The 14,214-nt window shown below is 59.5% G+C and carries 12 protein-coding genes; 8 read left to right on the top strand and 4 right to left on the bottom strand.

The genetic code is table 11. The features are described from left to right. Positions 1-24 precede the first annotated feature (24 nt). Positions 25-774, top strand: a complete 750-nt coding sequence (locus CKW29_RS04745; RefSeq protein WP_095145228.1) for an enoyl-CoA hydratase-related protein — start codon at positions 25-27, stop codon at positions 772-774. A 120-nt stretch (positions 775-894) separates the two neighbouring features. Here the strand turns inward: CKW29_RS04745 and pyk are convergent, their stop codons facing one another. After that, positions 895-2,346 (bottom strand): pyruvate kinase, encoded by a 1,452-nt coding sequence (pyk, locus tag CKW29_RS04740; protein WP_095145229.1) that lies wholly within the window; start codon positions 2,344-2,346, stop codon positions 895-897. Positions 2,347-2,502: 156 nt separating this feature from the next. On the opposite strand from pyk, the gene CKW29_RS04735 reads away from it, so the two are divergent. From CKW29_RS04735 to sbcB, 3 genes are all read left to right on the top strand, one after another. Beyond that, positions 2,503-2,877, top strand: coding sequence for a tol-pal system YbgF family protein (locus tag CKW29_RS04735; protein WP_095145230.1), 375 nt, complete (start codon positions 2,503-2,505; stop codon positions 2,875-2,877). Positions 2,878-3,112: 235 nt separating this feature from the next. Next, positions 3,113-3,472: a pilus assembly protein PilZ gene (locus CKW29_RS04730; RefSeq protein ID WP_095145231.1), complete on the top strand. Its 360-nt coding sequence runs from the start codon at positions 3,113-3,115 to the stop codon at positions 3,470-3,472. Between the two features lie 153 nt (positions 3,473-3,625). Continuing rightward, positions 3,626-5,053 carry an exodeoxyribonuclease I gene (sbcB, locus tag CKW29_RS04725; protein WP_095145232.1) on the top strand — a complete coding sequence of 476 codons (1,428 nt, stop codon included), beginning with the start codon at positions 3,626-3,628 and terminating at the stop codon, positions 5,051-5,053. A gap of 99 nt (positions 5,054-5,152) precedes the next feature. Here sbcB and mvaT read toward each other — a convergent pair whose 3' ends face one another. Further along, entirely contained in the window at positions 5,153-5,527 is a 375-nt protein-coding gene (gene mvaT, locus CKW29_RS04720; RefSeq protein ID WP_083356977.1) for a histone-like nucleoid-structuring protein MvaT, read from the bottom strand. 347 nt (positions 5,528-5,874) lie between these two features. Between mvaT and purU the strand changes: the two genes are divergently transcribed. After that, on the top strand, positions 5,875-6,723 hold the full coding sequence (gene purU, locus CKW29_RS04715; protein ID WP_095145233.1) for a formyltetrahydrofolate deformylase: 849 nt from the start codon (positions 5,875-5,877) through the stop codon (positions 6,721-6,723). A 129-nt stretch (positions 6,724-6,852) separates the two neighbouring features. Continuing rightward, positions 6,853-7,050: a hypothetical protein gene (locus tag CKW29_RS04710; protein WP_095145234.1), complete on the top strand. Its 198-nt coding sequence runs from the start codon at positions 6,853-6,855 to the stop codon at positions 7,048-7,050. 6 nt (positions 7,051-7,056) lie between these two features. On the opposite strand, the gene CKW29_RS04705 is transcribed toward CKW29_RS04710, so the two are convergent. Next, positions 7,057-8,946 carry a methyl-accepting chemotaxis protein gene (locus CKW29_RS04705; RefSeq protein ID WP_095145235.1) on the bottom strand — a complete coding sequence of 630 codons (1,890 nt, stop codon included), beginning with the start codon at positions 8,944-8,946 and terminating at the stop codon, positions 7,057-7,059. A gap of 190 nt (positions 8,947-9,136) precedes the next feature. Here CKW29_RS04705 and CKW29_RS04700 point away from each other — a divergent pair, with 190 nt between their 5' ends. Further along, positions 9,137-10,630, top strand: coding sequence for a helicase HerA-like domain-containing protein (locus CKW29_RS04700; RefSeq protein ID WP_095145339.1), 1,494 nt, complete (start codon positions 9,137-9,139; stop codon positions 10,628-10,630). 56 nt (positions 10,631-10,686) lie between these two features. On the opposite strand, the gene CKW29_RS04695 is transcribed toward CKW29_RS04700, so the two are convergent. After that, positions 10,687-11,142 (bottom strand): DUF721 domain-containing protein, encoded by a 456-nt coding sequence (locus CKW29_RS04695; protein WP_095145236.1) that lies wholly within the window; start codon positions 11,140-11,142, stop codon positions 10,687-10,689. A gap of 307 nt (positions 11,143-11,449) precedes the next feature. On the opposite strand from CKW29_RS04695, the gene secA reads away from it, so the two are divergent. Continuing rightward, positions 11,450-14,185 carry a preprotein translocase subunit SecA gene (gene secA / locus CKW29_RS04690; RefSeq protein WP_095145237.1) on the top strand — a complete coding sequence of 912 codons (2,736 nt, stop codon included), beginning with the start codon at positions 11,450-11,452 and terminating at the stop codon, positions 14,183-14,185. Positions 14,186-14,214 lie beyond the last annotated feature (29 nt).

Here is a 14,214-nt window from a genome sequence, read left to right as displayed (position 1 = left end):
GATTTTCTTTTCATGAGATTCACCATGACCGACGCCATTTTGATAGAGCGCGAGCACGGCCTGCTGACCTTGCGCCTGAACCGCCCGGACAAGAAAAACGCCCTGACCCGTGCGATGTACAGTCAGTTGGGCGAAGCCCTGCAGCAGGCTGACGCCGATCCGCAGATTAAGGCGATACTGATTACCGGCAGCCACGAGTGTTTTACCGCCGGCAACGACATCGCGGACTTCATCCAGGAGCCGCCCAGCGACCTCGACAGCCCGGTGTTCCGGTTCATGCGCAGCCTGCTGGAATGCCGCAAGCCGGTGGTCGCCGCCGTGGCCGGTGCCGCGGTGGGCATTGGCACGACGCTGCTGCTGCATTGCGATCTGGTTTATGTCAGCGCGGATGCCAAGCTGCGCATGCCATTCGTCAACCTGGGGCTGTGCCCCGAGTTTGGCTCAAGTCTGATCCTGCCGCGACTGCTCGGCCAGGCCAAAGCCGCCGAACTGTTGCTGTTGGGTGAAAGTTTCAACGGCGAGCAGGCTGCCGCCTGGGGCATTGCCACCCAGGTATTGCCGAACGCAGAGGCTACCTTCGCCAAGGCCCGCGAGATGGCGTTGCGTTTCGACAAGCTGCCACCGGAAGCGGTGCGCATCAGCAAGCAGCTGATGAAAGCCCCCGACCGCGAACGGCTGCGTGCGGTGGTCGAGGAGGAGGGCAAGTTGTTTGTCCAACGGTTGCGCTCGCCGGAAGCGATTGCCGCGCTGTCGGGGTTTATCAACCGACATTGAGTTTGCGGTGGCTGGACTTGCCCGCGATGAGGCCCGATCAGGCAATCCGTTTGTTGGATCAGAAAGCAAAAAGCCCCGCCATTCTCATGGCGGGGCTTTTGTTTTTCAGCAACCGATCACTCAGACCATCTTGTCGCCAACGTGCAGGATCTTCATGCCGTTGGTGCCGCCGATGGTGTGGTAGCTGTCGCCCTTGGTCAGGATGACCCAGTCGCCTTTCTCGACCACGCCACGTGCCAGCAACTCGTCGATGGCGGCCTGGCTGACTTGCTCAGGCGGCAAGGACGCCGGGTCGAACGGTACGGTGTAGACGCCGCGGAACATGGCCGCGCGGGCCTGGGTTTCGCGGTGCGGGGAGAACGCGTAGATCGGTACCGAAGAGCGGATACGCGACATGATCAGGGGGGTATAGCCACTTTCGGTCAACGCGATGATCGCCTTGACGCCCGGGAAGTGGTTGGCCGTGTACATGGCGGCCAGGGCGATGCTCTGGTCGCAGCTTTCGAACACCTTGCCGATGCGATGGCTGGAGGTTTTGCTGGTCGGGTGCTTTTCGGCGCCGACACAGATGCGCGCCATGGCTTGCACGGCTTCCAGCGGGTACAGGCCCGCGGCACTTTCGGCCGAGAGCATCACGGCGTCGGTGTAGTCGAGCACGGCGTTGGCCACGTCGGACACTTCAGCACGGGTCGGCATCGGGTTCTGGATCATCGACTCCATCATCTGGGTCGCCACGATCACCGCTTTGTTGTGACGGCGTGCGTGCAGGATGATCTTCTTCTGAATGCCCACCAGTTCGGCGTCGCCGATTTCCACGCCCAGGTCACCACGGGCCACCATGACGGCGTCGGACGCTTTGATCAGGCCGTCGAGGGTTTCGTCGTCGGCCACGGCTTCGGCGCGTTCGATCTTGGCCACCAGCCAGGCAGTACCGCCGGCTTCGTCGCGCAGTTGACGGGCGTACTCCATGTCGGCGGCGTCACGCGGGAAAGACACGGCGAGGTAGTCGACCTGCATTTCGGCGGCGAGCTTGATGTCGGCCTTGTCTTTTTCAGTCAGGGCCGGAGCGGTCAGGCCACCACCACGACGGTTGATCCCTTTGTGGTCCGACAGCGGGCCGCCGATGGTCACGGTGCAGTGCAGTTCGGTGGCGGTGGCGGTATCAACGCGCATCACTACGCGGCCGTCGTCGAGCAGCAGCTCATCGCCCACGCCGCAATCCTTGACCAGGTCCGGGTAGTCGATGCCGACCACTTGCTGGTTGCCTTCGGTCAGCGGATGGCTGGTGGAGAAGGTGAACTGATCACCAATCTTCAGCTCGATGCGCTTGTTGGCGAACTTGGCGATGCGGATTTTCGGGCCTTGCAGGTCACCCAGCAGGGCAACGAAGCGGCCGTGCTTGGCGGCGAGGTCACGGACCAGTTGGGCGCGAGCCTTGTGCTCGTCGGGGGTGCCGTGGGAGAAGTTCAGGCGGGCAACGTCCAGGCCAGCCAGGATCAGCTGTTCGAGAACTTCCGGCGAGTTACTGGCTGGGCCAAGGGTGGCGACGATTTTGGTACGACGGACGGACATGCAAAGACTCCTGAGTTCAAGCGCTGAGTGAGGCTACTATGCTGCGAAGTTGTAGTCATTGTTCGTTTGCACTACTTATCGCTTTCTTTATTGAACAAGCCGCACTGAAGATTTTTGACGCCGGGTCGATACAGAGCTCAAGACAGGAGAACCCCCATGCGATTCGTGCTCATAGCTGCCCTTGCCCTCAGTGCCGTGGGTTGCACCCGTTGGTCGATGGACCATCACCTGAACACCGCCTACCGCGCCTATGACGCCGGCAACTGCGAGCGTGTCATGCTCGAACTGTCCCAGGTCGACCGTGACAGCCGCGCGCGGCGTTATATTCAGCCTGAGGTATCGATGCTGCGCGGGCAGTGCCTGGAACGTCAGAAACTGTACGTCGACGCCGCCCATACCTACCAGTTCATCATGGCCCAGTATCCCGGCAACGAGTACGCCTACCGTGCCCGCGCACGGCTGGAGACCCTGCAGTCGTTGGGCTGGTATCCAGCACGAAGCAGTGCCAGGAGCACGCCCGCGCCTCTGTGATGTTGATTATCATTTGAAGGCTGGTCGTGCGCCGTCCTTGAGCTAGTATTCGATCAAGACGTTTGGAGTATTCTCCCTGAATGTCGTTGATACCTGTGAACGGCAGAGGTCATGCGAGCACCTCGATAGCAAGGGTGTTCGCCCCCGGAATCAGGCACAGCGAGCCAGCGATGCGGGCTCGTTGCGAAGCATTAATGCGACCCTGCCCAAGGGTCCTGGCAAAGCGATACCCAGCATGTTCACAGAACGCCGGATCGAGCGGCACCAGTTGCCGTGTTTTCTGAAAGTATTCAACAGCGTCACCGACAAGCCCATGGGCTCTATCGGCAGTGTCTGCGAAGACGGGCTGATGCTCATCAGCCAGTTGCCGATGATGGTGGGCGCGGTGTTTGATTTGCGCTTGAAGATCCCAGTCAGCGACGGCGTCGCGCAGGTGATCGACCTGCGGGCCTGTTGCTTGTGGTGCCATGAAGATGCGACGCCCCATCATTATGATGCCGGGTTCCTGATAGAGCATGTGCCGCCTGAATATGGGCAGCTGGTGAGTGCCTTGCGGCACTATTTCAGCTTTTATCCAGTGTCGGCATCGGTGTGATGTTCAGCTGTCATGAGGGTCGGTTGCTTCGCCCGGGAACGAGATAACTCTGTCTGACAAGGTGTTGGCGATAACGGCTTGAATGACAAGATGACTGGTCGGCGCAGCGCTTGAGCGCCTAGACTTCGCCGGTCTCAAGTTCAGGAACAGCCCGTGACCTCCATCTTCTGGTACGACTACGAAACCACTGGCATCACACCGCGCTGCGACCGACCGCTGCAAGTGGCCGGTATTCGCACCGATTTCGACCTCAATGAGATCGATCAGCCGGTCAACCTCTATTGCCAGCCCAGCGACGACATCCTGCCTCACCCGGCGGCGTGCGTGATCACCGGGATTACCCCGGGCCGGCTGGCCGGTCAGGGGTTGTGTGAAGCCGATTTCATGACCCGGGTTCATGGGCAACTCGCGGCCCCCGGAACCTGTGGCGCTGGTTACAACACCTTGCGCTTTGACGATGAAATGACCCGCTACAGCCTCTACCGCAATTTTTTCGATCCCTATGCGCGAGAGTGGCAGGGCGGTAACAGCCGTTGGGACCTGATCGATGTCGTGCGTGCAGCCTATGCGTTGCGCCCGGACGGTATCGTCTGGCCGCAGGAGGATGGCCGCGTCACGTTGAAACTCGAGCGCCTGACAGCCGCCAATGGCATCGACCATGGTCAGGCCCACGATGCATTGTCCGATGTTCGCGCAACCATTGCCCTGGCGCGGTTGATCCGGGACAAACAGCCCAGACTCTACGACTGGCTGTTCAAGTTGCGCAGCAAGCAGAAAGTCATGGATCAAGTTCGTCTATTGCAGCCGATGGTGCATATTTCCGGACGCTTTTCGGCTGCCCGCAGTTATGTGGGGGTTGTCCTTCCACTGGCCTGGCATCCGCGCAATCGCAATGCCTTGATTGTCTGCGACCTGCATCTGGATCCGCAGGGGTTGCTGGATCTGGACGCCGAGACCTTGCGTAAGCGCCTATATACCCGTCATGAAGACCTTGGCGAGGGTGAGTTGCCGGTGCCGCTCAAGTTGATTCAAATTAACCGTTGTCCGGTGGTGGCACCGTTATCGGTGTTGCGCGACGAGGATCAGCAACGGCTGCAACTGGATATGGCGTTGTATCAGGCACGGGCGCTGCGGCTAAGTGACGCACAGACACTATGGCGAGACAAAGTTTCGGCCATTTATGCCCGTGATGATTTCTCGCCGAGCGAGGATCCCGAGCAACAGTTGTACGACGGCTTCATGGGTGATCGGGATCGACGTTTATGCGAGCAAGTCAGAGCGGCCGATCCGCAGCAATTAGCACAAGAGCAATGGCCGTTCGATGATGAGCGTTTGCCGGAATTATTATTTCGATATCGCGCACGCAACTTCCCCGATACGTTGAGTGCGTCGGAGCAAGAGCGCTGGAAATTATTCTGCCAGCAACGATTGTCGGACGCTCGATGGGGTGCCCCCAATACCTTGCAGGACTTTTATGAAGCGATAGGGCAATGGGCGCTTAGTGCCACGAATACTCAGCGCCAGGTGCTGGATGAGTGGCGTGAGTACGCAGACAAATTATGCAAACGTTTGGGTCTTTGAAAACACGCCATGAAGCCGGCGAATGCCGGCCATAAAAAAACGCCAGCATTCGCTGGCGTTTTTGATGTTCGCAAGTGAACCTGCGATACGTGTCGAGGCTTAGCCCAGCAGGGTCGCCCAGCTTTCAACCACGTCACCGCCCCACTTGGCTTTCCACTCTTTCAACGTTTTGTGGTTGCCACCTTTGGTTTCGATGACTTCGCCGTTGTGCGGGTTTTTGTATTGTTTAACCTTGCGAGCACGTTTGGTGCCGGTAGTTTTGACTGCGCCGCGTGGGGCTTTAACTTTCGATTCCGGATCCAGCAGGGCGATGATGTCGCGCAGGGATTTGGAGTATTCGCCCATCAGGGTGCGCAATTTGCCTTCGAATTCCAGCTCGGTTTGCAGTTTGTCGTCTTGGGACAGGTTCTTCAAACGGGCCTGCAGCTCTTTGATTGCTTCTTCGGTGGCGCGGTATTCGTTGATCAGGGACATGAGGATTACCTTATGTTGGTCGCTGAGTAGCGGGGAGACAGTGGCGCAATAATAATCAGGGTGTTTCATCAAGTAAACATTAAAGCAAACTTTAATTTGCGGTGATTAATGTCAATGGCATGAAAAAATGACTGAGAATTAAACTTCTGTGGGGAGGGTTACAGTTATTCACACAACCATTTTTGTCTGTTTTTCAAAGACGCCGGCATCGGATTCGAGCATGGAAAACCGGCTCGATTAGGCCCGACCACGGGGCGGGCACATCTCGCGATTGTTCGGGAGTACTGCAGTTTTGCTGCGTAATCGCTAGAATGGCGGCCTTTGCGAAGTTCTGGAGTTCTCCCCCCATGCGCACTTTTCGGCTAGTGATTGCTTGCCCGGACCGCGTCGGCATCGTTGCTAAAGTCAGTAACTTTCTGGCGTCACACAATGGCTGGATCACTGAAGCGAGCCATCACTCGGACAATCTCAGTGGCTGGTTCTTCATGCGTCACGAAATTCGTGCCGATTCGCTGCCATTCGGCCTTGAGGCATTCCGCGAGGCGTTTGCGCCGATTGCCGAAGAGTTCTCGATGGACTGGCGCATCACCGACACCGCGCAGAAAAAACGCGTAGTCCTGATGGCCAGTCGTGAGTCCCACTGCCTGGCAGACTTACTGCACCGCTGGCACAGCGACGAACTGGACTGCGAAATCGCCTGCGTGATTTCCAACCATAACGACCTGCGTAGCATGGTCGAGTGGCACGGTATTCCTTATTACCATGTGCCGGTTGACCCGCAGAACAAAGTGCCTGCGTTTACCGAAGTCTCGCGCCTGGTCAAACAGCACGATGCTGAAGTCGTGGTGCTGGCGCGCTACATGCAGATCCTGCCGCCTGAGCTGTGCACTGAATACGCACACAAGGTCATCAACATTCACCACAGCTTCCTGCCGTCGTTTGTGGGGGCCAAGCCTTACCACCAGGCTTCGATGCGTGGCGTGAAGCTGATCGGCGCCACCTGCCACTACGTCACCGAAGAGCTGGATGCCGGCCCTATCATCGAGCAGGACGTGGTTCGCGTCAGCCACAGCGACAGCATTGAAGATATGGTGCGCTTCGGCCGTGACGTCGAGAAGATGGTGCTGGCCCGTGGTTTGCGTTATCACCTGGAAGATCGCGTGCTGGTGCACGGCAACAAGACCGTGGTGTTCTGACCGGACGCGGCGGTTGTAAAGACAAGGGCCTGAGCGTTCAATCGCTTCAGGCCCTGATCGTTCCCTCGCTCTGCGTGGGAATGCAGCCTGTGACGCTCTGCGTCACTCGGTCTGGGGGAGGCAGGGAAAATGACTGATCCACTGGATAAAGCAACCGCCAGGGCACCCTCGACCCTGGGTGAGGGGTGTTTGAGTCGTTACGACCCGGATGAGCTGAGTGTCGAGGACGGCACCGAGTTTCCCGGTGCCGCCGAACTCTGGGAGCAGTTGCAGGAGGTGTCCGCGCCGACGACTGCTGGCACGGACTTGCCGACAAGCAAGCCCTGAAGGGCCTTAAATCCGGAAGCTGCCGACCAACTGCTTGAGTCGCGCCGCCTGTTGTTCCAGGTCGGAGCACGCGCGCAAGGTGGATTGCAGGTTTTCCACGCCTTCCTGATTCAGGGTGTTGATCTCGGTGATGTCCATGTTGATGGACTCCACCACGGCGGTCTGCTCCTCGGTCGCGGTGGCCACCGACTGGTTCATGCCGTCGATCTCGCCGATACGCAACGTGACGCTGTTCAGGCGTTCACCGGCCAGGTTGGCGATCTCTACACTGTCCTGGCTATGCCGCTGACTGTCTCCCATGGTGCTGACCGATTCGCGAGCGCCGACTTGCAACTCCTCGATCATGGTCTGAACCTGTTGTGCCGACTCCTGGGTGCGGTGTGCCAGGTTGCGCACTTCATCGGCCACCACCGCAAACCCGCGTCCGGCTTCACCGGCCCGTGCCGCTTCGATGGCGGCGTTGAGCGCCAGCAGATTGGTTTGCTGGGAAATGCTGGTGATCACTTCGAGAATCTGCCCGATGTTCACGGTTTTGCTGTTCAGCGACTCGATATTGGAGCTGGAGGCGCTGAGCATGTTCGACAGTTGATTCATCGCCGCGATGCTACGGTCGACCACTTGCTGGCCGTCTTCGGCCAGGCTGCGGGCGTCGCTAGCCTGGTGCGAGGCTTGCGCCGCGTTCCGGGCGATTTCCTGGGCGGCGGCGCCCAGCTGATTGATCGCGGCGGCCACGCTGTTGGTACGGCTCGATTGTTCGTCTGAGTTGAGCATCGAGGAGTTGGAGGCGCTGACCACCCGCAAAGCGACTTCGTTGACCTGTTCGGTGGCCGACGAGACTTCGCGGATCGAGCCGTGGATGCGTTCGACAAAACGGTTGAAGGCGTTGCCGAGCTGGCCGAATTCGTCCTGGTTCTGGATGCTCAGGCGGCGGGTCAGGTCGCCTTCACCGTCGGCAATGTCCTGCATGGCGCGGGTCATGACGTGCAGCGGCTGGATCAGGATACGGATCAGCATGCCCAGCAAGGCAATGATGATGGCGACCGCGATCACCGTGGCCACGATCGCCGAGGCGCGGAAATCGTTGAGCATGGCGTAGGCTTTGTCCTTGTCCACCGACAGGCCGATGTACCAGTTGACCGATGGCAGGCCTTTGATGGGGGTGAAGGTGACAATGCGCGTATTGCCATCGACCTCGACTTCGGTGAAGTCGCTGCTGATGCGCGGGGTGTTATGTGGGAAGGCCTCGGTGAGGGACTTCATCACCAGGGCTTTGTCCGGGTGCACCAGGATCTTGCCGTCGGCGCTGACCAGGAAGGCATAGCCCATGCCGTCGAAGTCCAGGGCCTTGAGGTTGTCGATCAGGGTCTGCAGGCTCAGGTCGCCCCCCACGACACCCACGCTTTTACCGGCTTTTTTCGAGGCCGTGGCGATGGAAATAATGGTCTGGCCGGTTGCCGCATCGACATAGGGTTCGGTCAGGGTAGCCATGGGGCTGTTTTCAGCGCCTTTGTACCAGGGGCGAACACGCGGGTCGAAGCCATCCGGCATTTTCACGTCCGGGCGGATGGTGAAGCTGCCACCGGCGTCACCCAGGTAGGACGCCATGAAAGTCGACGTCAGGGCTTTCTGTTCCAGCAGTGCGGCAACCTGGGTGTCTTCGGCGTCGATGGCGATGTTCTGGGCCAGGTTTTCGACCAGAAGAATGCGCCCGGTCAGCCAGGTCTGGATGTTGCTCGCCGTGACATCGCCCATTTCATGCAGGTAATTGTCGAGGTCCTGGCGAATCGCATTGCGCTGCAGGTAGTCGTTGTACAGCGTAAATGTGGCGAACGCGGCAATGACGATGAGGGCGGCGGCAAGCAGGATTTTGTGGCTGAAGCGCAGATTTTTATTCATGGCTTGTGGTGTCCGCTAAGGTCTTATTGTGTGGGGCGTGTTGCGATAAAAAGCGCGCAAAATAGGCGCTGGTTCACGTAAGTTGATATTTCCGTCTTTCCTTAGGGAATTATCGGACCTGATTTTCAGTCTGGTCTCTCGCTTATCTCTATCGGCTGTGTAGGACCAAAGCTTAACCATGGGTGACAAAATGCCTGACTCATTGCAACTCGTTATCGGTGCAGACCTGAAGGGGCAACCGATTGCCCAGGCGATGCGCCTGGCAAATCGCCACGGCCTGGTGGCCGGTGCCACAGGGACCGGGAAAACGGTCACCCTGCAACGCTTGGCTGAGTCCTTCAGTGATGCCGGCGTGGCGGTATTTGCCGCGGACATCAAGGGTGACTTGTGTGGGCTGGGGGCTGCGGGCAATCCACAGGGCAAGGTGGCCGAGCGGATCGCCGGCATGCCGTGGCTCGATTACTCGCCCGCGGCCTATCCGGTCACGCTGTGGGATATCCATGGTCAGTCCGGCCATCCATTGCGCACTACCTTGAGTGAAATGGGGCCGTTGCTGTTGGGCAGCCTGCTGGAGCTGACCGACAGCCAGCAGTCGGCGCTCTATGCCGCGTTCAAGGTGGCGGACCGCGAAGGGTTGTTGTTACTGGACCTCAAGGACCTCAAGGCGCTGCTCAATCACCTCAAGGACAATCCCGAGTTGCTGGGCGATGACGCCGCGCTGATGACCACCGGCTCGAGCCAGGCGCTGTTGCGGCGCCTGGCGACGCTGGAACAGCAGGGCGCCGAAGCGCTGTTCGGTGAGCCTGCGTTGCAACTGCAAGACATTCTGGCGCCCGCCAGCGATGGTCGAGGGCGGATTCACCTGCTCGATGCCAGTCGCCTGGTGCACGAAGCGCCCAAGGTCTACGCGACCTTTCTGCTATGGCTGCTGGCCGAGTTGTTCGAGCAATTGCCGGAGCGCGGCGATGCCGATAAACCGCTGCTGGCGCTGTTCTTCGATGAGGCGCACTTACTGTTCGCCGACACCCCCAAGGCCTTGCAGGAGCGCCTGGAGCAGGTGGTGCGCCTGATCCGCTCCAAAGGCGTCGGCGTGTACTTCGTCACCCAGTCACCGGGCGACTTGCCGGATGACGTGCTGGCGCAACTGGGGTTGCGTATCCAGCACGGCCTGCGGGCATTCACCGCCAAAGAACAGAAATCCCTGAAGGCAGTGGCCGATGGCTTCCGGCCTAACCCGGCATTCAGCGCCCTTGAGGTGCTGACGGAGTTGGGGATTGGCGAGGCACTGGTGGGGACGCTGCAGGACAAAGGCACGCCGGAAATGGTCCAGAGGGTCCTGGTGGCACCGCCGCAATCGCGGATCGGGCCGTTGAGCGAATCCGAGCGCGCGGCCTTGATCACCAGTTCACCGTTGGTCGGACGGTATGACAAACCGATCGATCGAGAGTCGGCGTATGAAGTGCTGATGGGGCGCAAGGGCCTGGCGCCCGACGCTGAGGCCGAGGCCGTTCCGGGCAAGTCGGCTGCGCAGGAGCCGAGTTTCACCGAACAGGCTGGCGAGTTCCTGGGCACGGCGGCCGGGCAGGCGCTGAAATCCGCGATGCGTCAGGCGGCCAACCAGTTGGGGCGGCAACTGGTTCGCGGTTTGATGGGTTCGTTGCTTGGCGGCAGCAAACGCCGTTGACGGCAGGCACGGTCTTCTAGTGTGGGAGCTCGCTCCCACAGTATTGGATTCCGAGATCAGCTTTTGGGTTTGGCGTGAGCCGCCAACCGTTCCAGCGCTGCCCGCAGGCTGGGATCGCTGATGCCGTCGGCGGTGGCCTGGATGGTGGCCGCGGCATCGGTCGACAGATCCATGGTGTGGCCGGCCGCCCCGTGCTGCACGGTAGGCGGTTGAACCTTGAACAGAATCCGCGTCAGGCTGGCGAACTCGTCGAAGGCCTGCAGTTGCCGTTGCAGGCGTTTTTGCTGATAGCGCAGGCGGGTGGCCCAGTGCCCGTCGGTGACGATCAGCAGCAAGCTGCCTTCGCGCCAGGACGCCACATGACAGTGTTCACGGGCGGCCGGTTGCAGTTGGCTTTCGAGCAACCGTTGCAAGTGACCCAAGCGTTGCGCGTGACCAAGGATGGCTTTTAACGGTTTGGCTTCGCGTAGCAGAACGGCGGGTGCTCTGGCCGTAAGAGGGCGAAATGCCATGATCAGACACCTGAAGTAACAGAGCCGCCATGGTAGCAGAAAGCACGGGAAGCACTCGCCCCATTGCTTTGTTGGCGCTTTACTCATTAAATCAATGAGTAACTTCTGCCTTGGGTGGCTTGAAGTTCAGTAAAAAGCCCTTATTTTAAGTGAGCCCCCTCACAGCGCTGTGCCAGCATCGTGGAATAACGCCACTTTCCTCACCACCGTTTCCGGGTAGAATGCTCGTTCGCATGCGGCCATGAGGGCTGCTCGGGCGACTCACGGGGCCGCCCTCCATCCCTTTAGTGTGGAAGATCCTGCCGATATGTTTGCGCCTTTGTTAAAGAAACTTTTTGGAAGCAAGAACGAGCGTGAAGTCAAACGCATGCTCAAGACGGTGCAACTCGTCAATGCCTTCGAAGAGCAAATGGTGGCCCTTTCGGACGATCAATTGCGTGCCAAGACCGACGAATTCAAGGCCCGCATCGCCAAAGGGGAAAGCCTCGACAAGCTGTTGCCAGAAGCCTTTGCGGTAGCCCGCGAAGCCGGCAAGCGCGTCATGGGCATGCGCCACTTCGACGTTCAGTTGATCGGCGGCATGACACTGCACGAAGGCATGATTGCCGAAATGCGTACCGGTGAAGGCAAGACCCTGGTGGCGACACTGGGTGTTTACCTCAACGCGCTGTCGGGCAATGGCGTGCACGTCGTAACCGTGAACGACTACCTGGCTCGTCGTGACGCCAACTGGATGCGCCCGCTCTATGAATTCCTCGGTCTGACGGTCGGCGTGGTCACGCCGTTCCAGCCGCCGGAAGAGAAGCGTGCCGCCTACGCCGCCGACATCACCTACGGCACCAACAACGAATTCGGTTTCGACTACCTGCGCGACAACATGGCGTTCAGCATGGAAGAAAAATTCCAGCGCGAACTCAACTTTGCCGTGATCGACGAAGTCGACTCGATCCTGATCGACGAAGCCCGTACCCCGCTGATCATCTCCGGTCAGGCCGAGGACAGCTCCAAGCTGTATATCGAGATCAACAAGCTGATCCCGCAACTGGAGCTGCACGTCGAGGAAGAGGAAGGCGTCGTCACCAAGGCCGGTCACTACACCGTTGACGAGAAGACCCGTCAGGTCGAGCTCAACGAAGCCGGTCACCAGTACATCGAAGAAGTACTGACCCGCATCGGCCTGCTGGCTGAAGGCGAGAGCCTGTACTCGGCGCACAACCTGAGCCTGCTGACCCACGTCTATGCCGGCCTGCGTGCGCACAAGCTGTTCCATCGCAACATCGAATACATCGTGCAGGACGGTCAGGTAGTGCTGGTCGACGAGCACACCGGGCGTACCATGCCGGGCCGTCGTCTCTCCGAAGGCCTGCACCAGGCCATCGAGGCCAAGGAAAACCTGAACATCCAGGCCGAAAGCCAGACCCTGGCGTCGACCACGTTCCAGAACTACTTCCGCCTGTACAACAAGCTGTCCGGCATGACCGGTACCGCCGACACCGAAGCGTTCGAGTTCCACCAGATCTATGGCCTGCAGGTCATGGTCATTCCACCGAACAAGCCGCTGGCGCGTAAAGACTACAACGACCTGGTGTTCCTCACCGCGGACGAGAAATACGCCGCCATCGTTGCCGACATCAAGGAAAGCATGGCTGCGGGTCGCCCGGTTCTGGTGGGCACCGCGACGATTGAAACGTCGGAGCACATGTCCCGTCTGCTCGAAAAAGAAGGCATCGAGCACAAGGTCCTGAACGCCAAGTTCCACGAAAAAGAAGCCGAGATCATTGCTCAGGCCGGTCGTCCGGGTGCCCTGACCATCGCCACCAACATGGCCGGTCGTGGTACCGACATCCTGTTGGGCGGTAACTGGGAAGTGGAAGTGGCCTCCCTGGAAAACCCGACACCTGAACAGATCGCCCAGATCAAGGCCGATTGGCAGAAGCGTCACCAGCAGGTGCTCGAATCGGGTGGTCTGCAGGTCATCGCTTCCGAGCGTCACGAATCGCGCCGTATCGACAACCAGCTGCGTGGCCGTGCCGGCCGTCAGGGTGACGCCGGTTCCAGCCGCTTCTACCTGTCGCTGGAAGACAGCCTGATGCGCATTTTCGCCTCTGACCGGGTGAAAAACTTCATGAAGGCCTTGGGGATGCAGCCTGGCGAAGCGATCGAGCACCGCATGGTGACCAACGCCATCGAAAAGGCCCAACGCAAGGTTGAAGGCCGTAACTTCGACATTCGCAAGCAACTGCTTGAGTTCGACGACGTCAACAACGAACAGCGTAAAGTGATCTATCACATGCGTAACACGTTGCTGGCCGCCGACAACATCGGTGAAACCATCGCCGACTTCCGTCAGGACGTGCTCAACGCTACCGTCAGCGCACACATTCCTCCGCAATCGTTGCCTGAGCAGTGGGACGTTGCCGGTCTGGAAGCGGCCCTGGAAAGCGACTTCGGGGTGAAGCTGCCCATCCAGCAATGGCTCGACGAAGACGATCACCTCTACGAAGAGACCCTGCGCGAGAAGCTGATGCAGGAGCTCATGGCGGCGTACAACGAGAAAGAAGACCAGGCGGGCGCCGAAGCGCTGCGCACCTTCGAGAAGCAAATCGTTCTGCGCGTGCTGGACGACCTGTGGAAAGACCACCTGTCGACCATGGACCACCTGCGTCACGGCATCCACTTGCGTGGCTATGCCCAGAAAAACCCGAAGCAGGAATACAAGCGCGAGTCGTTCGCCCTGTTCTCCGAGCTGCTGGATTCGATCAAGCGCGACTCGATCCGTGTGCTGTCTCACGTTCAGGTTCGCCGTGAAGATCCGATCGAAGAAGAAGCGCGTCTGCGCCAGGAAGCCGAGGCACTGGCTGCACGCATGCAGTTCCAGCACGACGAAGCCCCTGGCCTGGAGCAACCGGAGTTGATCGGTGAAGAGGTCGATGTTGCCCTCGCCACCGCACCGGTACGTAACGAGCAGAAGCTGGGTCGCAACGAGCTGTGCTACTGCGGTTCGGGCAAGAAATTCAAGCATTGCCACGGGCAGATCCAGTAAAGCCCGTTTCATACGCTGAAATACCCGCG

This window comes from Pseudomonas sp. Irchel s3a18, from assembly GCF_900187535.1.
Classification (GTDB): domain Bacteria; phylum Pseudomonadota; class Gammaproteobacteria; order Pseudomonadales; family Pseudomonadaceae; genus Aquipseudomonas.
The sequence above is the reverse complement of the archived record's forward strand: the minus strand, read 5'-3'. Positions and strand labels throughout refer to the sequence as shown.

Bases quoted from the DNA above. Each gene is read 5' to 3' on its own strand.
- secA (WP_095145237.1), top strand. From the start codon at position 11,450: ATGTTTGCGCCTTTGTTAAAGAAACTTTTTGGAAGCAAGAACGAGCGT.
- mvaT (WP_083356977.1), bottom strand. From the start codon at position 5,527: ATGTCCCTGATCAACGAATACCGCGCCACCGAAGAAGCAATCAAAGAG.
- pyk (WP_095145229.1), bottom strand. From the start codon at position 2,346: ATGTCCGTCCGTCGTACCAAAATCGTCGCCACCCTTGGCCCAGCCAGT.
- CKW29_RS04710 (WP_095145234.1), top strand. From the start codon at position 6,853: ATGACTGATCCACTGGATAAAGCAACCGCCAGGGCACCCTCGACCCTG.
- CKW29_RS04700 (WP_095145339.1), top strand. From the start codon at position 9,137: ATGCCTGACTCATTGCAACTCGTTATCGGTGCAGACCTGAAGGGGCAA.
- purU (WP_095145233.1), top strand. From the start codon at position 5,875: ATGCGCACTTTTCGGCTAGTGATTGCTTGCCCGGACCGCGTCGGCATC.
- CKW29_RS04745 (WP_095145228.1), top strand. From the start codon at position 25: ATGACCGACGCCATTTTGATAGAGCGCGAGCACGGCCTGCTGACCTTG.
- CKW29_RS04730 (WP_095145231.1), top strand. From the start codon at position 3,113: ATGTTCACAGAACGCCGGATCGAGCGGCACCAGTTGCCGTGTTTTCTG.
- CKW29_RS04695 (WP_095145236.1), bottom strand. From the start codon at position 11,142: ATGGCATTTCGCCCTCTTACGGCCAGAGCACCCGCCGTTCTGCTACGC.
- CKW29_RS04735 (WP_095145230.1), top strand. From the start codon at position 2,503: ATGCGATTCGTGCTCATAGCTGCCCTTGCCCTCAGTGCCGTGGGTTGC.
- CKW29_RS04705 (WP_095145235.1), bottom strand. From the start codon at position 8,946: ATGAATAAAAATCTGCGCTTCAGCCACAAAATCCTGCTTGCCGCCGCC.